Here is a 20,035-nt window from a genome sequence, read left to right on the forward strand (position 1 = left end):
AAGTATATACAACGAAAATGAAAGTAAAGAGTGGGTTGAAAGATCATTCAGACAGTATCTTTTAACGCATAAGAAGATAGATTTTGACCAAGTATTGTATTTTTCACATCGTGTACTAGTTGAGCGAAAAGAGATCGCACAGGTACTAGGCAGTCTATTTGAGTTAATTTGCATAGATGAAGTACAAGATACCCAAACCCTCCAGTACTCAATAATATCATCTATTTATAATGAATCCATTGTAAAGCAAAATTTGTTTTTGGTTGGGGATTTCAACCAGTCTATTTATGATGGCTTCGGAGCATCAAAATCTATTGAGGAAGTAAAAAATCTTTTTATTGGTTCGAACATTAAGGATTTCCCTTTCAACGACAACTACAGATCCACACAGAGGTTAGTTGACTATTTTTCTATTTTCAGAAATGTCCACGGTCAGTTGTCTAAAGCAAAACATTCCAATGAACCAGGAAAGATTTGTTTACGTGACAATGATATTGAAAAAGATTATCTACCGGAAGAAATTGCAAAAATAATCAGGGCTGAGATAGCATCTGGTATTAGTGAAAAAGATATTTGCATCATTGCACCTCAATGGGCGCCAATCAAATTCATGGCAAAAAGACTCACGACATTAGTTCCTGAGGTAAGATTTGATGCACCTTCTCTTTCTCCATTTTTCGGACAAAGAGATAATGTTTGGTTTTATGTGGTGAAAATTTTACTTACAGACTCCTCTGGACGATTGTTTACCTCAAGAATCAGGTGGGCAAATAACATCCTGAACACATTCAGTAATTACAATCATCATTTATTTTCTTGGAAGCCAAAAGATTTACTTAAAGTCATGAATGCATTCTCATCAGAGGAAAAGAAAGGAACGCTTTTTCTGGCTGAAGCTTGCGAATATTTACTTGAAAATATCGGTCTATCACTCGATGACAATGAGTCCTTGAAGCATTCATATGATATTTTTTTTGAGAAAGCGGGTAATAATATCAGTAATAATGCCGATCAATATGATGATAACATAGATGTTTTTAGAGTGTTCTTTCGGGAGTCAACCGGTGTCGTTATAAATAGTTGCCACGGTGTTAAAGGTGAAGAATACGATGTCGTTATTGCTTTTGGAATGCTTAGGGGGTTTATTCCTCACCGAGCGGAGATTAAGGAAAATCCAGCTAAAGCTGAGGATTCAGAATCAAAGCTTCTTTATGTTATTTGTTCGAGAGCGAAAAAAAACCTTTATCTAATAGCTGAGAAACGCGACTATTATGGAAAGCCCTATCAGACAGCGAAACTTCTCAAAGATTACCATTATAATTACGATTAAAACTTTGTCAGCGACGCATTTAACAGTTTCGAGTGACCTAAACCTTAAGAATGCGCTCTGTATTTTCGTGAGCGCATACATCTTCCAGTTCCAATAGTACCGCAAGGGTACAAGTACTCGTCGCTGACCAATGTCCGTGTCCTTGTGGCATGCTGCTGTTATGAGCTTCTTCTAATCATCCAAACTACCATTTAACTCAATGAATATATCATTCTCGTAAGGTTGGATCTCAGCCTCGCACTGTAAATTAATACAGTCCTAACGTAAAACCCCATTCATACCGTCGAAGTTGAATGATTAGCTAAAAAATGCGCCAGATTATGTGACAAGCATATGCTAGTAGCATATGTATAAAAGGCTGCAGTATCGTTATCGCGTAAAAAAAATTGATCCCTGTATAAGGCGAGTGTTTTAGTCGGGCCAATGCCGACACCAATTCTGAGGCCGGTCCATTTGTAGACTTTGTCTTTCACCTCTCGGCCAAACTCTTCCAAATTTTTACAGTAGCTAACGCCATCAAGATTCAGAAAAGCTTCATCAATCGAATAAATTTCGACCTTGGGAGACATCTCTTCAAGCACCGTCATTACGCGGATGGACATATCCGCGTACAGGGCGTAGTTACTGCTAAAAATGACCACATTATGCTGCTCACACTCGCGGCGCATTTTAAAGAACGGCGCACCCATTTTTATGCCCAGCAGCTTTGCTTCGGTATTTCTGGCAATCACACAGCCGTCATTGTTTGAGAGCACGACAATCGGGCGACCCTTCAAGTCGGGCCTGAATACCGCCTCACAGCTGGCATAAAACGAGTTAACGTCTGCGAGGGCAAACATCACTGGAACCCGTCAATAACGAGGGTTAAGACGGAAAAACTGGCCATCTCGTCTCCGCCGTCGAGCAGAATAATGGGGGGGAAGTTGTGGTTCATCGGTGGATCGTATTTCTCGGGTGCGCTGTTAAACATATTTCCTCTCTGTGCACATTCGATGCTGCTGAATCGGGCATAACGATGAGTCTGTCAGTGCGTGAGACGTCATGCATGCATTCAGGTATACTGTATATAAATACAGTGTATCTGTGCATTCAGAGATTTGGAAGTCGCCAAATGGGCCAGAATGATAATGCGATGAATTGACGAGTAAAAAATTTTTCTGACAGTAAATTAGTAGCGCCAATAAGGTGGCTGGCCGAATTTTTGTAGCAGAAAGTCGATGACTGCTCGGGTATTCAGTGAAGGATGTTTCCCTCCCGGATAGAGCAGGTACACCGATTGATCGACCGGACCATAAGCAGCAGCAAAGCCGGGCATTAGCTCGACAAGCACGCCACGTTTGAGTAACTCGCCAACCTGCCAGTCAGGGAAAAGCAGTATTCCCGCACCGTCAAAAGCGGCCTGCAGCAGCAATTCGGCATTATCAGAGACTATCTTTGCGGCAGGCGTAAACTGCCAGTTTTCCTCTCCTTTATGCAACCTCCAGCGTTGTAATCCACTCTTCCCCCGATAGGCCAGCAGGCGATGCTGTTGAAGCTCCTCAGGCGTTTTCGGGCTGCCATAACGTTTGATATATTCCGGACTTGCCACCAAATGACAGCGCTGCTTTGCGACCAGGCGACCGTGCAGTTCTGTATCTTCCATTGATGAAATTCGCAGCAGCAGGTCAGTGCTATCAGCGAAGGGGTCAATGTAATCATCGTTGAGATTCAATTCGATATTTAGCGCGGGATAGCGCTCGCTAAGCTCACTGATACTGGGCGCAATGTGTCGCAGGCCAAAAGAAATGGGAGCATTAATGCGGATGCGACCGCCAGGTTCACTGCGGCGCTCGTCGACCAACGTTTGCGCATCTGAAAGCTGAAGCAGCATTTCTCGGAAAGTTTCTGCGTAAATCAGCCCCGTTTCGGTAGCAATCACCGCACGCGTGTTGCGGTACAGAAGCTGGGTTTCCAGTGCCTGTTCAAGCTGTTGAACTGTGCGTGATAGAGAAGAGGGCGCCAGACTTTCAAGTCGAGCAACTTCAGACAAATTTCCTTCCCGAACGATAGCCAGAAACAGCTGCATAGAGCGGACGTTAATTTGGTTGAGCTTATTCATCTGTGCGTAATCCGCAATGGTCTTTGCGCTATTGTAGTGTTTTTTCGAATGCGTTTCCTCGATAAAATAGACCGACAACCACAGAGGAGACTTCTATGACTACCCCAATACTGGCTTTTGATGAAACCGTTCGTCAGCGTGTCTCGACGCGTGCTTTTTTACCTACGCCATTAACCGATGAGCAACTTCAAGAAGTGCTGCAAGACGCACAGTATTCACCGTCTAACTGCAATACTCAGCCCTGGAATGTGCATGTTGTCTCAGGCGAGACCAAAAATAAGCTGGCACAGGCGATGATAGCCAACGATTTGGCGGGGAAACAGACGCCAGATTTTAGCTTCTCTTATGACGATTTTTTCGGCGACTACTACACGCGTAGCCAGGATCAGGCACGTCTTTACTACGATTCTTTAGGGATAGCGCGTGATGATAAAGATAAGCGTCATGAGATGTACTTGAAAAACTATCAATTTTTTAACGCACCACATGCCGCTTTTTTATTTATGCCTTCATTTGGAGACAACATCCGTGTTGCCTCTGACATCGGTATGTATGCACAAAGTTTCTTGTTATCCCTCACTGCGCGTGGCTATGCGGGCATTCCACAGACATTACTGGGTTTTCATGCGGATATAATTAGGGCGGCATTAGGTGTGCCCGACGATTATCGCCTGCTGTTTGGTATTTCATTTGGCTACGCCGATACCACCGCACCTTCTGCGAAAATACGTCAGCCCCGTTTACCCGTAGCAACAAGTGTGAGAATGCACGGCTAAATCGCTGCCATAGGGCCTTGAGAATTTTACTGGCCCAATTTGAATTTCAGATGCTGCGGGGGACATAGCGAAAACATTGTTCGGCTTTTAATATGTATAGAATGAACGGTGGCAAAGAGTACTGTTTTGTTAATTGAAATCCAGCTTCCTTACTGAAACCCGTTAATGCTGAAGGTAACGACGCCAAAAATCTCAACCTCGTCAACGCCATAGTTCAGAATAATGGGGGGGAAGTTAGGGTTCATTGGCTCAAGTTTCACAATCGGGTGGGTACAAAGTCGTTTCACTGTGTACTCACCCGCCACGGAAGCAATGACGATGTCGCCGTGTTTGGCGTCAAGACTCCGGTCCACCACCAGCATCGAACCTTCATAAATCCCCGCATCAATCATCGACATTCCCGTCGCCATCACGAAGTAGGTCGCCGCCGGATGATTAACGCATAACTTGTTTAAATCTATGCCTTTTTCGATGTAATCCTGTGCCGGACTGGGAAAGCCTGCGGGCACCTTATCCTGAAAAAGTGGGGTGTTGAGTTCGACGGGCGAAATTGCTGGGCGAGAAAAAGTCATCATACTGCTCCATGATTATACTGTGCATTCATACAGTATAATCATGATTCGAGGAATTTGGAAAGAAAGGTTTTGCCGACCCCCTTTATCGTACCAAGCTTATGACAAAATCCAGCAGTGCTCGGGTCTTTGCAGGAACGTGATGCCGGGAGGGATAATAGGCGTATAGCGGAAAACGATTATCCGACCAGGAAGGAAAAAGATTGATCAACTGCTTAGACTCGAGGTATTTCTCAGATCCGAACTCAAATAACTGCGCAATAACCAGACCCGCTAAACACATGCTGTCGACCGTGGCAGAATCATTAACGGTGAGGGTACCCTTTGGTTTTATAGTCAGTGAATGACGACCTTTATGGAACTCCCACGGAAAGGGTTTGCCTGTCACGGGTTCTCGAAACATGATGCAACGGTGATGAGGGCTTTCCAGCTCGCTGGGGTGGGTAGGGTGTCCGTATTTCACTGTATATGCCGGCGATGCCATCGCAAATACCCGAGTTTCGAACAACTTTCTTGCGACCAGCGAGGATGGCTGTGGATGTCCAAATCTGAGCGCGAGATCAAAGCCCTCTGCCACTAAATCACCTAGCTCATCGCGGCTGCGCAGCTCTATTTCCAGATCGGGGTGGCTTTCCATGAATGACCCAAGATTTGGCCCTAAAATATGGCTGGAAAAAAGCGGGTCGACGTTTACGCGCAGTCGTCCAGACACTTTTTGTAGATTACCCGCCGCGCTTCCCGTGACTTCTGCCAGTGCGCTGATGAGCGGCATCACTTGTTCATAAAACTTGTGGCCTTCGTCCGTCAATCTTACCGAGCGCGTGGTGCGTTCAAAAACTCGGATACCGAGTCGTGCCTCAAGACGGGCTATGGCTCTGCTGATACCTGATTGCGACATATCCAGCATTTCAGCCGCGCCGCTAAAGCTTTTGGTGTCGACCACCGCAGCCATAACATCAACGCCTTCAAGAAGTTGCGAACTGAATACGCTCATTGTTGATTCTCAGTCATAAATGATATGCCTTCTATGCTATCGCAAAAGCGTGGCAAAAAACTCACAATTTGTTCCATACCGAGGGCTTAACTCTGGCAGACGGTAGGCTGAAATCCTTGTTTTTAAACGATATAAGAAAAAACATTCATGCACTCAAATACTACAAACACACATTCTCACGCACATGGGCCAACAATATCCAACGCGCGCAGCGTGGTTGCCGTTTTGGCGTTAAGCCTGGGCTGTTTTTCATTCGTCAGTACTGAACTGATGCCGGTCGGCGTGCTGCCATCAATGGCCGCAGGCTTGAAAGTTTCTCTCGGCACAGCAGGCTATCTGGTGACCTGCTTTGCCTTCCTGGTAGCACTTACGGCGACGCCATTAACCCGTGTTTTTGGCTCCATGAATAGAAAGGTTCTGATGGCTTCACTTTTGGCAGTCTGCTGTCTGGGCAATCTGGTGACGTATCTGGCACCGGGTTATTTTTTGGTGCTTATCGGCCGCATTATGGTCGCCGCCGCGATAGGGGTATTTTGGTCAACGGCAGTCGTTACTGCCGCACATCTCGTCTCTGCCCGTAACCGCATTCGCGCGACCTCAGTAGTATTCGGCGGCGTTTCTTTGGCGACCGTATTAGGCGTTCCTGCCGGAACCCTTATTGGTGAACATGAAGGTTGGCGTGCGGTGTTTGCTGCACTTGCTGTATTAAGCCTCGTGGTATTCATCATTATCGTCTGGTCGGTGCCAGCAGTGAAAATTTCCAATTCCTCTATTCGTGGCGCAGTGTCGCGCACTCTTGGCAATAGCGGGCTGAGGGCCATTTTCGGCGTGACTGCACTGGTCGTGACCGGAAACTTTTTAGCCTATACCTACATCGCACCGTATTTGAAACAAATAGCGCACCAGAGCGCGGCGCAAATCAGCGTGATGTTGCTCATTTACGGCGGTGCCGGTGTTATTACCAACTTTGCCATCGGGCCTTTCGCGGCAAAATCATTGCGAGCCTGCTTAATCATTGTCACGACGATGCTAACTGCCAGCCTGCTTATCATGAATATGGTCGCCGTTAGTGGCACCTTGATGGTGGTTGCTTTTGGCATCTGGGGCGCGGCGTATGGCGCACTTCCTGTACTGCTTCAAACCAGCGTATTCAATGGTGCCTCCGCAGTAAAAGGCGGAGCAGATGCCGCAACGTCGATTAACGTTGCGGTATTCAACGCCGCCATCGGTTTTGGTGCATTGATTGGTGGGCTTTTCATCAACAATATGGGTCCTGCCTATATTCCGGTCGTCTCAGCAGGTTTCGTGTTGGCTGGGTTGATTTTAATCATGATGACTCGAGCAACCCGCTAAAGCAGGATCTATAGGTTTAAAGGGGTGTTATGCGCCACTGCTATCATTGGCTGGGCTGGTGTGGCGCGAATGATTGAACGTCTGAGCAGTAAAAAATCAGCAAGTCTCTACTGAAATATCGCGCTGGAAAGGAAAACATTTACTCCATAAGGAGGATTGGCAGCGGCAGTATCGGCACTCTATTCTGGTATTAATCGTGGTGATTATTCGAACCTGTCGGAAGCTTCCGTTGTGACCCTTGCTTTCCGATTACTTTCATAAAAGAGGAAGTAATGAAATACCAGAATATCTTTACCGACCTTCAGATTGAATTGCCCATTATCCAGGCGCCGATGGCTGGCGTGAGTACGCCTGAAATGGCAGCCGCAGTCTCCAACGCGGGGGGAATAGGGTCGCTAGGCCTGGGGAATGCCAAACCCGAGTCAGCGTTCGATCAAATTCAAAAGACAAAATCACTCACCGACAGGCCGTTCAACGTCAATTTTTTCTGCCATGCTGCGCCCAAACTTAATCATGACGTGCATCAGAAGTGGCTGGAATATCTTAATGTACATTTTCAAGCACATGATGCTCTTGTGCCGACCGTCCTTAACGAGATTTATCAGAATTTTCAATCCAGTGAAAAAATGCTCGAGGTGGTGTTAGAAACAAAACCTGCCCTTGTCAGTTTTCATTTTGGCGCGCCGTCCGAGCACGTCGTCGACAAAATTCATGCCTACGGTGGCAAAGTGCTGGTGTGTGTCACTAACCTGCGGGAAGCGCGATTGGCGGCGACTGTTCATGCTGATGCGATTGTGGCCCAAGGCGTTGAGGCCGGGGGACATCGCGGTAACTTTTTTGCAAAAGAGGATGACGCGCTAGGGCTTTTCCCGCTGCTGCGAATTCTTGCACGCAATAGCGAACTGCCGGTAATTGCCGCCGGGGGAATTATGGACGGTGTGGGTATCGATGCGGCGATGCGGCTAGGGGCTGTGGGTGCGCAGCTTGGAACGGCATTTATCCTATGCCCTGAATCTTCTGCAACCGCCGCGCATCGCGAATGCCTGAAAGGTGAGGGCGCGGCAAGAACGGCGATCACTGCGGCCATTTCTGGGCGGCCTGCTCGCGGAATTATCGGTGTCTTCCAGCGAAGTATAGTGCCCGATGGCCAACGGCAAATCCCTGACTATCCCTTTGCCTACGATGCGGCGATGAAACTGCACGCGGCGGCCAAGGAAAAAGGCATTTTCTCCTATTCGCCAAATTGGGCGGGTCAGGGAGCCGTATTATGCCGTGAGATGCCAGCTTTTGAACTCACGCGCGCGCTGGCTGCGGAGTGGGCCGAAGCGCGTAAATCACTTTTGGTATAAGTAAAAGTTACCTAACACAACGGCAATTTTCACAATGCGCCGCTGTGGCTGTGGCTGTGGCTGTGGCTGTGGCCGTGCCCAGCACGCGCTTAAGAAAGTCTTGGGTCCGGGGTTCTTGGGGATTACCCAAAATGCGGTCAGCCGGACCCTGCTCGACAATTAATCCACCGTGTAAAAAGCACACACGGTCGGCAACTTCTCGGGCAAATTGCATTTCATGCGTCACCACCACCATGGTCATGCCTTCTCTAGCCAAAGTGCGCATGACCTGCAACACTTCACCCACCAGCTCGGGGTCAAGGGCCGAGGTCGGTTCATCAAACAGTATGGCCTGAGGCTGAAGCGCAAGCGTTCTTGCGATCGCCACGCGCTGCTGCTGGCCGCCGGAGAGCTGGGCGGGCCAGGCGTTAATTTTATCGGCCAAGCCAACCAGCGCCAGCAGATCTTTGCTGCGTTTCTCCGCTACCGCACGCGATTCGCCGTTTACATGAATTGGGCCTTCCATCACATTTTCAAGCACTGAACGGTGTGGAAAAAGATTGAAGCGCTGAAAAACCATCCCTATCTGGCGGCGTAAGTCATTAATACGTTTATCTCGGCTATTAACTCGCTGATCTAATACGTGAATATCACCTTCCTCATAAGTCTCTAGTCCGTTAATACAGCGCAAAATTGTAGATTTTCCCGAACCGGAAGGGCCAATCAGGCAAACAACTTCTCCTTTATTGACCTCAAAGCTCACCCCCTTCAGAACCTCAATATTTCCAAAACGTTTATGTACTTCATTAATTTTAATCATATCAGGCTCCTCTCAAACGACGCGTTTCCAGCCGCTTGGTTAACGCCATTAGCGGTAGACATAGCACCAAATAGAGGATGGCAACCAGGGTGTAAACCGTAGTGTTATCAAAGGTTGATGCCGCGATAAGCTGTCCCTGTCGGGTCATTTCTGTTACCGCAATCGTTGAGGCAAGTGCAGAATCTTTCAGCATCATCACCAGCGTATTGCTGTAGGGGGGGAGGGCAACGTGAAACGCCTGCGGCAGCACCACTCGGCGCATTGCCTTACTGAAACTCATGCCCATTGAGCGCGCGGCCTCGAACTGTCCACGGTCAATAGACTCGATACCCGAGCGAAAAATTTCGGCAATATAGGTTGAAAAACAGAAGGCGATACCGATGACGCTGGCCTGTAGTGAGGTGAGCGTAATTCCAATATCCGGGAAAACGAAATAGATATAGAACAGTACAACAATCATCGGCAGGCCGCGGGTGATGTTAATAATCACCGACACCGGCCAAGAGATAAACTTCCACGGACTCATCTTACCCGCCACCCACAGCAGGCCTAGCGGTGTGCTGATCACCAGTGAGATGAGGGTGATAAAAATCGTCGTTTCGGCCCCTTTGAGCAAAAAGGGTACATAGGTGCCAATACTACTCCAGTCCATCTTCCATCCTCCTTTTTATTGCCATTAAGGGAGATTCTCTGCTGAGTTTCTTCATTATAATGAATATCAACACTCATCGACTTGCTGTCAATATCTTTGCAATGCTCGCGTCATAGGGCTTTCTTATAATAGACTTCGATAAAGTAATGTAATTTAACTTATTGATATAACTCATTTAAATTTGAAAATTGAGAAAGTTTGTCAATTTTTAAATTGATGCTTGACAGTGAGGAGTGAAAATTCATTATATTAAATAGTACGCGGGCAACTTTGAACTCAATTTAAAATCTAGAGGGACAGTCATGCAGAAATCGATGGTTTCACTCCGTAATATTAACCGTGGCATGGCCGCGATATTGCTGTTGTCGTCTACCTTTGCTTCTCACGCAGCGATGCTGACAGCTGGCTCGCCACCCTCCAGCGCACCCACGACATTTCTAGATACCAAGACGGGAAAAATTGAAGGTTTTATGCCTGATGTGGCAAGGGAAGTGGCCAAGCGGGAAAAGCTTGATGTGGATTTTTCAGCGGTGCCATTCCCGACGCTGATTCAGTCAGTTATCTCCGGTAAAATTGATATGATTGTTGCCGGCATGACGCCGACGCCAGCTCGTGAGAAGTTTATTTCTTACTCTCAGGAGGTGACGGCGTTTGGTGATGGTTTGATTGTGCGCGATGACAATAAACAAAAGTATACTGACTGGAAAGACTTCAAAGGCCAGACGATTGGCAGTCCGTCGGGCACTGACTATGCGCAAAAGCTTATCAACAGCGGTATTGCGAAAGAAGTTAAGCTGTACGACAGCCCGGCCGATATGACGCGCGATCTCCAGCTCGGGCGCATTGCCGGTGGGCTGAGTGACTACCCGATATTAAAAGCGCAGGAAAAGGCCGGAATGTTGAAAGGTCTGCACGTGGTAGAGGGATATCAGCCAATGGCCGTTTCGCCAATGGCATTTGGGGTCAAAAAAGGCAATGACGTGTTATTGGCAAAAATTAACGATGCGTTGAACGCGATGAAGGCCGATGGCACGCTGGCAACGTTGAAATCCAAATGGAACATGCCACAGTAGTGTTTCAGGGGGATGCGCAAAGGGCGCATTTCCTTGGCATTAACAACGTGACGCGCGTGGCCATATTTTGACAGGAATAACCGGATGACCAAAAGCAATCTCAAAGGATCTGAGCCCGTGGTGAGTTCGCTGGAGGCTGATATTGGCCTGCGCCTGAAGAAAATGCGCAAAGCACGCAATTTGACCATTAGCGAGTTGGCAACGCTGGCCGGCGTTTCTGCCGGTACTATCAGTCAAATTGAACGTAATCTCACTAACCCGACAATTCGCATGCTTGAACAACTGCGCCAAGTGTTGAACGTTCCGTTGACGACCTTTCTTGAAGGTGACGAAGCGGTGACGCAGGGCATTGAGCACTATATTCGCCGAGAAAAGGATCGCCCACATTTTCACGTCGGTAAACACGGCATTGCAAAATCGCTGCTCTCTCCTCAGGGAGATTACGATATCAAATTCATGCTAATCGACGTACCTGCCCAGACGCGTTCCGAACAAATGCTGGTGGGCGACGGTGAAAAAGCGGGTCTGCTATTGAGCGGAGAGCTGACGCTTGAGATTGACGACGATAAAGCCGTGCTTTATCCGGGCGACAGTTTTCAATTCAAAAGTAATTTGCTGCACAACGTATTTAATCATAGCGCTACACAAGCGCAGGTTTTATGGATAATGCTGGTTCAGCCAGATAAGTATCTATGAGTTTCCTTATCACTCAGCGTTTTACTGCTACAGGGTGGATGTATGCGTGTGAAAATTGATGCGGTTTCAAACAGCACTTCTTTCCCGAAAGAGGTAGACGTTGTGGTTATTGGTGGCGGGATAATTGGCACCGCTACGGCCTATGAGCTGGCAAAACAGGGGGTGTCGGTAGCGTTGCTCGAAAAAGGTGTGATTGCAGGTGAGCAGTCGAGCCGTAATTGGGGATGGGTTCGTCAACAGAACCGCGACCTTTATGAGTTGCCGATGGCGATGAATAGCCTGCAGCGTTGGGGAGAGCTGGGTGAAGAAATTGGCCTCGATTTAGGGTTTAGGCGCAGCGGTATTTTGTACTGCACAAATAAAGAGTCTGACCTCGAAAAATGGGAAACCTGGGGAAAAAAGGCGCAGGCGTTAGGCTTTACTAGCCAGATGCTTTCCGCGCAAGAGGCCTCAACGCGCAGCGGAACTCGTGGAGATTGGAAAGGCGGCGTCTGGTCATCCACCGACGGTCGAGCAGAACCTTCGAAAGCCGCGCCCGCGTTGGCGATCGGCGCACAGCGTTTGGGAGCCAATATTCAGCAACAGTGTGCAGTCCGAGGGCTTGAGATAAGTGCGGGGCGAGTGACTGGCGTGTGGACTGAGCGGGGGCTGATGAAAGCGAATAAAGTGATTTGCTGTGGCGGAGCCTGGAGTGCGCGTTTTTGTCAGCGTCACGGCATTGAGCTGCCTGCCGCAAACATTCTCGGTACCGCATTTAAAACCACGTCAGCTCCAGAGGTTGTTAAGGGCTGTTTGAGCATGCCAAACCTTGCGATGCGGCGCCGACTGGACGGGAGCTACACGGTGGCAGTTCCGGGATTAGGTCGTATGGATCTTGCTCCGCAAAATCTACGTTATGTAACAAAATTCCTACCGATGTATCGCAGCAAAGTGGCTAAGAAATTGAAGTTTAGAATTAACGGCTCCTTCTTTAATGGCCCTGAGGCAGCGGGTAGCTGGGCCTTTGACCAGACATCACCGTTCGAAAAAATCCGCGTATTAGATCCTGCTGCCGATGCACAAATTTTGCGGCTGGGATTGGCTGAAATCGAACGTGTGTTTCCCGCGTTGAAAGGGATAGCGGTTGATCACGCTTGGGGTGGCTGGATTGATACCACACCCGATCTCGTGCCGGTTATCGATGAAAGCGAAAAAATTCCCGGATTTATTATTGCCTCGGGTTTCAGTGGTCATGGCTTTGGTATAGGTCCTGGTGCCGCACGGCTTATTACACAGCAGGTGATGAATGAAAAACCGTATACTGACATGTCGGCCTATCGGCTAAGTCGCTTCAGTGACGGCAGTAAAATACGGCAGCCGCAGATGATGTAAAAAAGGGTGCTCAAAGATTCATGTCATTCAACCAACTGGCGGAGGCGAACCTCCGCCGATGGGTTGCTTTACCTAAAAGAGTCGCAGGCCATAATAGCCGCAACCTCCGTTTTCCCTTGTTTAATATGTAATTCGCAAAGTGAATTACGCGTTATATAGGTAAACATAATAATCGTTACGCATATAACAAGTAAACTCAGTACTTTCAGTTTTTGCGGCATCATTGCCCCCTTGTCCTTGCCTTTCGGCGGGTAAGAGGCTAACCTGATGTTTCTTATGCATGCAGATAGACCTCGGTTGATTAACATTAACTCGGGGTCTTTCTCTTTCTGCCACAGGCACAATTATCTAACAATAAACGCTCATGCTCGGGACAGAAAGATCCAGAGCACCCGAGCAAAGAGTAGCAGTATTAATGCGTCCTACCGTGTTTAATTTCGATGTAAATAATTCGTTCAAATTACATTATTAATGAAGTCGTTAGTGTATTGACTGTTTATTAAATGATTTAATTAAACAGGTTATTGTGTTTTTTAAGTAATAAGCCGCAATTTTTTCCAATACCTGTCTTTGACCCTGTGTTTTAGTAAGCGTCTTACTTGTCAGGGGACGATATTATGATGCAATTTTCTAGCGGCTTTCTCCTTAGCCTTTCACTGTGCCTGGACATTGGCATCGCCAATATAGCGATGATTACGCTGGCAATGCAGCGGGGATATTTTCACGGATTTTGGTTAGGAATTGGCACCTGCATTGGGGATTTGATTTATGCGCTGTTGGCGCTGGCAGGGATGGCCGTTTTATTGCAGTTTGAAACGGTGCGCTGGGCTTTGTGGATTGGTGGGGGGGCCATATTGGTGTGGTTTACAATAAAAATGTTGCTAGCGGCCTGTAAAGGAGCGGCGGATTTGCCGCTTGAAGATAATCATCAATATCGCTCTTTGCTGCGCGAATTCAGCCGAGGCGTGCTGCTAGCAATATCTTCACCTACCGCTATTTTATGGTTTGCTACCATAGGCGGTGCGCTTATTTCCCGCATGGGTCAACATAGCGTGTTGGCTTCATCATGGTTTTTAAGCGGTTTTTTTATTGCTGGCGTGGTTTGGACCTGCGTGATGTGCGCGGTTGGGAGTTTGGGTGGCAGGTTGCTGGGTAATCGGCTGCTAAAGTACTCTTACATAGCTTCGGCGTTAATATTTAGCTATTTCGCGTTTTATGTGATTGCCTCTGGTTATCGGGAATTTATTGCTGCCTAAATTTAGCTGGTGCACGTAGTGATAAGGCGTAACGCCCATCATTCGGCGAAAAGAATTAATAAAGTGGCTTTGATCGTAAAAGCCTAACGCCAGCGCAGCATCCAACGGATGAACATTGTCGCGCAGCAGGTCACGTGCGCGTTGCAACCGTAGCTGCATGTGATATTGCAGCGGCGGCATGCCGATTAACTGAGTGAAACGCCGTATTAAATAGTATTTGCTTAAACCACAAAGCAGTGCCAGCGTATCGAGCTGAGGTTTTATGGTTAAGTTTTCGGCCAAATAACACTTAACCTGCCTCACAGCCTGGTCTCCGTTGCTGTCTCGTGGAACGAAATCTTCCAGCAGTGCGCCGCATAACAGGAGCAGCTCCTGCTCTTGGTCTTCAGCATCTTCAGCCTTTGCTTTGTGAGCAAAGCGTCGAATGGCATTAAATAGTAGCCTGTTACCCAAAACACCTTCCTTCAACGTCGGCGGCTGATTACTATTGCGGAGATTTTGCCGAACGACCAGATCTTTTAGTATTGATTGTGGGAGATGAATACTGACAAACTCGACGCCGTCATTGCCAAATAGGGAAGACTGGACGGTTGCAGGGTTATAAACGGTGACTTGGCCTGCGCCCACTTGTGCATATTTTCCGTCCATCCAGATTTCTTCTGTACCGCGCAGGTTGGCACTGATGACATATTCATCGTGCAAATGACGAGGGAACGCGTCATTTTTGGCCATGACCCGTGAACATTCGACCCCTTTATTACTGAACCATTCAGAAGATTGCAGCGGCACGTGACATTTACCTTGGTTATTAGCGAAATAAATTTCTCATTGATAATTATAAAATCACGAGGCGCTGCGTTAAGCAAGTCTGGATACCAGCAACGCGCCGCCAAGCATCATGAGCGCAGCCGTGGCAAAGCCGATAGTCGCACCGGTGTCTACTGGGAAATGAATCCCTGTCACCAAAAGACCCAACAATGCGACGCCAATCGCGCTGCCGGTTTGACGCATAGTATTAATGGCCGCTGAGGCGGTTGCGGTTTTCCCTGCGGGTGCCTGGTGCAGAAAAGTAGACAGCAGAGTGGGAGTCGCTATCCCGCCGCCAATCGGCATCAAAAATAGGAAGCAGACGAATGTTGAAAAAGCGGCGTCGAGATAGGTAAGGGTGGCTAGAATGAAGTAGTTTAAGGAGGCAAGCAAAATACCCAGAGTCAGGGTAAAACGCGGGCCGAAACGGGTAGCTAAATAGCCACTGGCGGAATTTGCCAATGCAATCACAGTGAAGGTTAGCAGCGCGAGGCCAGTCATCATTGGGGTAAAGCCGCGGTAAACCTGAAAATAGACGGTTAATAAAAAGATAGATCCATAAAATGAGAAGTTCATTACCGCGGCCAATAAAAGGCTGAGCGAGAAAGCTGGGTTTTTCAGCAGACTAACAGGGAGAAAGGCGCGTTCCGATTTAGCAAGGTGTACGATTAAAAACAGCAGTGCCAGAACAAATAAGCTAAGGAATAATATTTTTTCACGGGAAACAGAAAAACTTTTTCCAAACTGGATCATGACGTAAATCATCGAAAAACAGGCAATGACAAACAGTAATATTCCTTTGGCATCAATGTCTCGGCTGTCATGCGCCGTCGATTCAGGAATATAAAAAATCGTAAGAATTAACCCTGCCGCGCAAATCGGAATATTAATCAGAAACAGAGCGTGCCAGGAAATATGAGTCAACACCATCGCGCCGATGAAAGGGCCCGCCGCGCTGATAATGCCACCCATGGCGCTCCACCAGCCGATAGCCTTGGCGCATAGCAGGGGATTATTGCCGCAAGCTGAAGAAAGCAGCGCCAGCGAAGAGGGGACAATCAGCGCCGCGCCAAGTCCCTGAAGCAGGCGGCCGAAGATCATGGTTTCAATGCGGGAGGAAAACGCGCATGCCAGAGAGGCGAGGAGAAATATTCCAATACCCAGCAGATTAACCGTCCGGTTACCAAACCGGTCGCCTAATCCTCCTGCGGCCAATAGCAGAGCAGCAAAAACAACAACGTAGGCGTCGGGTATCCACTGAAGGCTAGATATGTTGGCATTGAATACCTGCGAAAAGGTCGGTAGCGCCACGTTAACAATAGTCACGTCGAGCTGAACCACCACGTATCCCAGCGAGGTAATGAGCGCACTCGCAAACAGCGGCGTTGTAGATACTTGCTCTGTTTTCAATCCCTCTTCAGAAAGCATAGACTCACCGCAATCCCAATTTTTGTTACGCGCCGCAGATTCAAACGCAGAGATTGCGATAGTAAATGAAAAATATTTATTTGTAGAGTGATCAATCTACAATACCTTTTGAAAAGGTATTCCATCTGATGTGTGAGGCTAATGATGAAAAAAAATCCTGGCAGACCGAGAGAATTTGACCCTAAAGACTTTCTGAATGCCGCGCTCGGTTGTTTCTGGTTAAAGGGGTATCAGGGCACGTCGGTCAGTGATTTGATGCAGGCTTCGGGACTGGCCAGTGCCAGCATTTACAAACTGTATCCAGATAAACGCAGCATTTTTTTTGCCGCGCTTAGCCAGTATATGGAAGAAGGACTTGGCCGAATGCGGACGCGAGCTGAAGAAAAACCGCCCGCCGTGGCGCTGCGTGAGACGCTTGATTACTGCGCGCTTCTGTCAACCGGTGAAGACGGTGAGCGCGGCTGCTTTACGATTGCCGCGGCCAGTGAGCTTTTGCCAGCGGACGACGAAGTCAGAGGAAAAGTGAAATATAAGTTTGATGGTATCAAACAGAACCTCATAACCATTTTTAGCCGTGGGCAGCAGCAGGGCGTTTTTAAAGCAGATACGCGGGCAGAAGTGATGGCAGAAACGGTATTTATGCTGCTTGAGGGGATGCGCGTTTACGGCAAGGTTAAACCGGACTATGCGATGCTTAAACTCGCGAATGACTTTGTAATGGACAGCGTACTGATAAAGCACGCTGCTGATTAATTTTTCGGCCTTTCGTGAAAATTAGTTCAGAAGACCCAAGTGCTCGATGAGAATAGAGGATCCGATACCGATCAGAACAACGCCGCCCAGAATCTCGGCCCATTTGCCAATCGCAGCACCGAGGAAGCGCCCCAGCAGCATGCCGGTGGTGGCCATGATGGTCGTTGCCGCGCCGATCGTCAGCGCCATCACCAAAATATTAACCTGAAGAAACGCGAGGCCTACTCCCACGGCCATCGCGTCAAGGCTGGTGGCGATGGCCGTCGTCACCAGTAGCCAAAAGCCGTGGCGGTTCTGAACTTCAGCTTCTTCTGCTTTATCTTTCTTGACGCCCTCGTGGATCATGCGGATACCCAGTATCAGCAGCAAGCCGAAGGCAACCCAGTGATCCCAAGCCATAACGAACTGACTGGCGGCAAGCCCAATTCCCCAACCGATAATTGGCGTAATGGCTTCTATTACGCCGAAGATTAGACCGGTCCGTAATGCTTCTTTTAGCGGAGGTCTATGCAATGTTGCCCCTTTGCCGATTGCTGCGGCAAACGCATCCATTGACATACCAAACGCTAGAATAAGAATTGCATAAATGTTCATAAAACGGACCGATAGGGCTTTCCAAGGAGGCAAAAGGCCATTAATTAAAAGAGGCGGCCATTCTGCCATAAAGGAAATAATAAAAAAACCATATTTTTCATGTACTTATAGCATATGCTAACTAATTAAGCCTTGGCTATACTTGGATAAAACACCTGCAATTAGAAGGGGAATTGAGCAGCTTAATGTGCAAAACGTTGAATAGATGTAAAAAATTAACCCAGATAGGACTAACGGCAGAAATAAAAGATCCCGCAGAGTCACTCTGCGGGATTAACCGGCGGGATAAATACAGTTAATTAATCAGCGCGCCGCCTTCTATATCAATAATTGATCCCGTGACGAAGGGGTTATCAATGGCAAAAAGATAACCTTTGGCAACGTCCTCGGCGCGTCCCCAGGTCTTGGCTGGGAGTGATTCTGCCGCCTTCTCAAGCATGAGTTGACGCGCCTGAGGCTCCATTGCCGCGTAGGCTTCGGTATCTGTCAGTCCCGGGCTCACCGCGTTGATGCGCAGAGGGGACATCTCTTTGGCGAGCACTTTTACCGCCGACTCCAGCGCCGCATTGAGTGTCGTTTTCACGATTGTGCCCGCCACTGTGCGACGTGCCAGAAAGCCGCTGGTCAAGGTCAGCGTGCCACCGGGATTGAGGATATTGCCAAGGTGTTTAGCAACCGCCATACTGCCCCAAAACTTGGTGTCAAAAGCCTTTTTGGCCGCCAACAAATCCAGAGCAGCCAGCGTGCCGCCGGGTGCCTGGGATCCCGCTGTAAACACAATGTTGTCGAGATGTCCCAGCGTTTTAGCCAATTCGCGAAGTTGCTCTTCATCAGCAACATCTAACGAGATGCTGCTGACTTTTACACTGGCCGCGTTCAACCGCTGTACTGCGGTAGCCAGTTTTTCAGCATTTCGACCGGCCAAAATCAGTGTATCGCCCCGTACTGCCAAAAGTTGTGCAACGGCAAAACCAATACCCGTTGCTCCGCCAATAATTAACGTGCGTTGTTGATTCATGATTTACTCCTCTGCATCAGACCAAAATGGAAAGTCGGTATAACCTTCGGCCCCGCCGCCAAATAGCGTTGCCTTATTGCCAATCGGTGCCAGGGGCAGCGATTCTGCGAATCTGCGTGGTAAGTCCGGATTAGAGACAAAAGGGCGGCCAAAGGCGACGAAGTCAACGAGGCCATTCGCCAATAATTTTTCGGCTTTTTGCTGACTGTAGTTACCCGCAACAATAATGGCACCGTCGAAGGTTGCGCGCAGAATCTCGCGAAACTCATCGGGGATTTGCGGGGCATCGTCCCAGTCGGCTTCAGCCAAGTGAATAAACGCAAAGCCTTTTTGCTGGCACCATGCGGCGAGCGCTAAAATGGCGGCAATTGCCTGCGGGTCATCCATTCCGCGCTGGGTAATAAAAGGTGCGAGGCGGATGCCGGTTCGATCAGCGCCAATGGCATTGCCAATTGCTTCAAGTACCTCCTGAGCAAAGCGAATGCGGTTTGCTAAACTGCCGCCGTAGTGATCACTGCGTTTATTCGAGGTGCGCCGCAAAAACTGATCGATGAGATAACCGTTGCCGCCGTGGACTTCAATGCCGTCGAATCCTGCATCGATAGCATTCACCGCCGCCTGCCGATAGTCGGCAACGATCGATTGAATATCTTCAACGCTGAGTTCGCGCGGCGTCGGACAGTCAACCATGCGGCCAATGCCATCTTTGCCGACCACCCAAACCTGAGCATCAGGCGCCAGCGGCGAGGGGGCAACCGGCTTGCCATCGACATGGAAACTCTCATGCGACATGCGGCCAACGTGCCATAGTTGAGAAAATATTTTTCCCTCAGCCTGATGCACCGCATCTGTCACCGCGCGCCAGCCGTCAATTTGCTCAGTGCTGTATATGCCCGGTGTCCAGGAATAACCCTGTCCCTGAGGTGAAATTTGCGTGGCTTCAGTGATGATAAGACCTGCACTGGCGCGTTGGCGGTAGTACTCGGCCATGAGAAGCGTAGGTGTGTTACCCGGCTGTGCCGAGCGTGAACGGGTCATGGGTGCCATCGTAATGCGATTTTTAACCGCAATCGCTCCCACATGACTCGCTTCAAATAAACGCTGTTCAGACATTAT

General features: G+C 48.5%; 21 protein-coding genes and 1 pseudogene. 9 read left to right on the forward strand and 13 right to left on the reverse strand.

Features of this window, described 5'->3' with window-relative positions; all coding sequences use genetic code 11:
• Positions 1 to 1,330: UvrD-helicase domain-containing protein (locus BS639_RS14115; RefSeq protein WP_084983403.1), on the forward strand; the 1,330-nt coding region annotated here is incomplete at its 5' end.
• Positions 1,331 to 1,731: 401 nt separating this feature from the next.
• On the opposite strand, the pseudogene BS639_RS14120 reads toward BS639_RS14115, so the two are convergent.
• From BS639_RS14120 to BS639_RS14125, 3 genes and pseudogenes are all read right to left on the reverse strand, one after another.
• Positions 1,732 to 2,169: pseudogene (locus tag BS639_RS14120) on the reverse strand (Y-family DNA polymerase); the annotation flags it as partial.
• A complete protein-coding gene (locus BS639_RS25185) occupies positions 2,169 to 2,300 on the reverse strand; it encodes a hypothetical protein (protein ID WP_267463935.1) in 132 nt (43 codons plus the stop codon). The pseudogene BS639_RS14120 and the gene BS639_RS25185, both read right to left, overlap by 1 nt.
• A gap of 198 nt (positions 2,301 to 2,498) precedes the next feature.
• A complete protein-coding gene (locus tag BS639_RS14125) occupies positions 2,499 to 3,428 on the reverse strand; it encodes a LysR family transcriptional regulator (RefSeq protein WP_084983437.1) in 930 nt (309 codons plus the stop codon).
• A gap of 95 nt (positions 3,429 to 3,523) precedes the next feature.
• On the opposite strand from BS639_RS14125, the gene BS639_RS14130 reads away from it, so the two are divergent.
• On the forward strand, positions 3,524 to 4,204 hold the full coding sequence (locus BS639_RS14130) for a nitroreductase (protein WP_055773653.1): 681 nt from the start codon (positions 3,524 to 3,526) through the stop codon (positions 4,202 to 4,204).
• 149 nt (positions 4,205 to 4,353) lie between these two features.
• On the opposite strand, the gene umuD is transcribed toward BS639_RS14130, so the two are convergent.
• Entirely contained in the window at positions 4,354 to 4,776 is a 423-nt protein-coding gene (gene umuD, locus BS639_RS14135) for a translesion error-prone DNA polymerase V autoproteolytic subunit (RefSeq protein ID WP_055773652.1), read from the reverse strand.
• 85 nt (positions 4,777 to 4,861) lie between these two features.
• Positions 4,862 to 5,770, reverse strand: coding sequence for a LysR family transcriptional regulator (locus BS639_RS14140; protein ID WP_084983404.1), 909 nt, complete (start codon positions 5,768 to 5,770; stop codon positions 4,862 to 4,864).
• A gap of 147 nt (positions 5,771 to 5,917) precedes the next feature.
• Here BS639_RS14140 and BS639_RS14145 point away from each other — a divergent pair, with 147 nt between their 5' ends.
• On the forward strand, positions 5,918 to 7,123 hold the full coding sequence (locus tag BS639_RS14145; protein WP_084983405.1) for an MFS transporter: 1,206 nt from the start codon (positions 5,918 to 5,920) through the stop codon (positions 7,121 to 7,123).
• Positions 7,124 to 7,395: 272 nt separating this feature from the next.
• Entirely contained in the window at positions 7,396 to 8,472 is a 1,077-nt protein-coding gene (locus BS639_RS14150; protein ID WP_084983406.1) for an NAD(P)H-dependent flavin oxidoreductase, read from the forward strand.
• Between the two features lie 7 nt (positions 8,473 to 8,479).
• On the opposite strand, the gene BS639_RS14155 is transcribed toward BS639_RS14150, so the two are convergent.
• Together BS639_RS14155 and BS639_RS14160 are read right to left on the reverse strand one after the other, a co-directional pair.
• The gene (locus BS639_RS14155) at positions 8,480 to 9,271 is read right to left on the reverse strand and encodes an amino acid ABC transporter ATP-binding protein (RefSeq protein ID WP_084983407.1); all 792 of its coding nucleotides are present in this window, start codon (positions 9,269 to 9,271) and stop codon (positions 8,480 to 8,482) included.
• Between the two features lies 1 nt (position 9,272).
• Positions 9,273 to 9,923 (reverse strand): amino acid ABC transporter permease, encoded by a 651-nt coding sequence (locus BS639_RS14160; RefSeq protein ID WP_055773647.1) that lies wholly within the window; start codon positions 9,921 to 9,923, stop codon positions 9,273 to 9,275.
• A 302-nt stretch (positions 9,924 to 10,225) separates the two neighbouring features.
• On the opposite strand from BS639_RS14160, the gene BS639_RS14165 reads away from it, so the two are divergent.
• From BS639_RS14165 to BS639_RS14175, 3 genes are all read left to right on the forward strand, one after another.
• Positions 10,226 to 10,996 carry a substrate-binding periplasmic protein gene (locus BS639_RS14165; protein WP_228779711.1) on the forward strand — a complete coding sequence of 257 codons (771 nt, stop codon included), beginning with the start codon at positions 10,226 to 10,228 and terminating at the stop codon, positions 10,994 to 10,996.
• Between the two features lie 84 nt (positions 10,997 to 11,080).
• A complete protein-coding gene (locus BS639_RS14170; RefSeq protein ID WP_055773646.1) occupies positions 11,081 to 11,692 on the forward strand; it encodes a helix-turn-helix domain-containing protein in 612 nt (203 codons plus the stop codon).
• A gap of 42 nt (positions 11,693 to 11,734) precedes the next feature.
• Positions 11,735 to 13,063, forward strand: coding sequence for an NAD(P)/FAD-dependent oxidoreductase (locus tag BS639_RS14175; RefSeq protein ID WP_055773645.1), 1,329 nt, complete (start codon positions 11,735 to 11,737; stop codon positions 13,061 to 13,063).
• A gap of 68 nt (positions 13,064 to 13,131) precedes the next feature.
• Here the strand turns inward: BS639_RS14175 and BS639_RS25295 are convergent, their stop codons facing one another.
• Entirely contained in the window at positions 13,132 to 13,371 is a 240-nt protein-coding gene (locus BS639_RS25295) for a Hok/Gef family protein (RefSeq protein WP_084983408.1), read from the reverse strand.
• A 309-nt stretch (positions 13,372 to 13,680) separates the two neighbouring features.
• Between BS639_RS25295 and BS639_RS14185 the strand changes: the two genes are divergently transcribed.
• Positions 13,681 to 14,319: a LysE family translocator gene (locus tag BS639_RS14185; RefSeq protein ID WP_084983409.1), complete on the forward strand. Its 639-nt coding sequence runs from the start codon at positions 13,681 to 13,683 to the stop codon at positions 14,317 to 14,319.
• On the opposite strand, the gene BS639_RS14190 is transcribed toward BS639_RS14185, so the two are convergent.
• Complete coding sequence (locus BS639_RS14190; RefSeq protein ID WP_084983410.1) at positions 14,254 to 15,108, reverse strand: AraC family transcriptional regulator; 855 nt, start codon at positions 15,106 to 15,108, stop codon at positions 14,254 to 14,256. The genes BS639_RS14185 and BS639_RS14190 overlap by 66 nt on opposite strands.
• 69 nt (positions 15,109 to 15,177) lie before the next feature.
• Positions 15,178 to 16,554, reverse strand: a complete 1,377-nt coding sequence (locus BS639_RS14195; RefSeq protein ID WP_084983411.1) for an MFS transporter — start codon at positions 16,552 to 16,554, stop codon at positions 15,178 to 15,180.
• Positions 16,555 to 16,698: 144 nt separating this feature from the next.
• Here BS639_RS14195 and BS639_RS14200 point away from each other — a divergent pair, with 144 nt between their 5' ends.
• On the forward strand, positions 16,699 to 17,307 hold the full coding sequence (locus BS639_RS14200; protein ID WP_084983438.1) for a TetR/AcrR family transcriptional regulator: 609 nt from the start codon (positions 16,699 to 16,701) through the stop codon (positions 17,305 to 17,307).
• Positions 17,308 to 17,328: 21 nt separating this feature from the next.
• On the opposite strand, the gene mntP is transcribed toward BS639_RS14200, so the two are convergent.
• From mntP to BS639_RS14215, 3 genes are all read right to left on the reverse strand, one after another.
• Positions 17,329 to 17,901, reverse strand: a complete 573-nt coding sequence (gene mntP, locus BS639_RS14205) for a manganese efflux pump MntP (protein WP_055774102.1) — start codon at positions 17,899 to 17,901, stop codon at positions 17,329 to 17,331.
• A 295-nt stretch (positions 17,902 to 18,196) separates the two neighbouring features.
• Positions 18,197 to 18,919, reverse strand: coding sequence for an SDR family oxidoreductase (locus tag BS639_RS14210; RefSeq protein WP_084983412.1), 723 nt, complete (start codon positions 18,917 to 18,919; stop codon positions 18,197 to 18,199).
• 3 nt (positions 18,920 to 18,922) lie between these two features.
• Positions 18,923 to 20,032, reverse strand: coding sequence for an alkene reductase (locus BS639_RS14215; RefSeq protein ID WP_084983413.1), 1,110 nt, complete (start codon positions 20,030 to 20,032; stop codon positions 18,923 to 18,925).
• Positions 20,033 to 20,035 lie beyond the last annotated feature (3 nt).

It is taken from the genome of Rouxiella silvae, assembly GCF_002093625.1.
Taxonomy (GTDB): Bacteria; Pseudomonadota; Gammaproteobacteria; order Enterobacterales; family Enterobacteriaceae; genus Rouxiella; species Rouxiella silvae.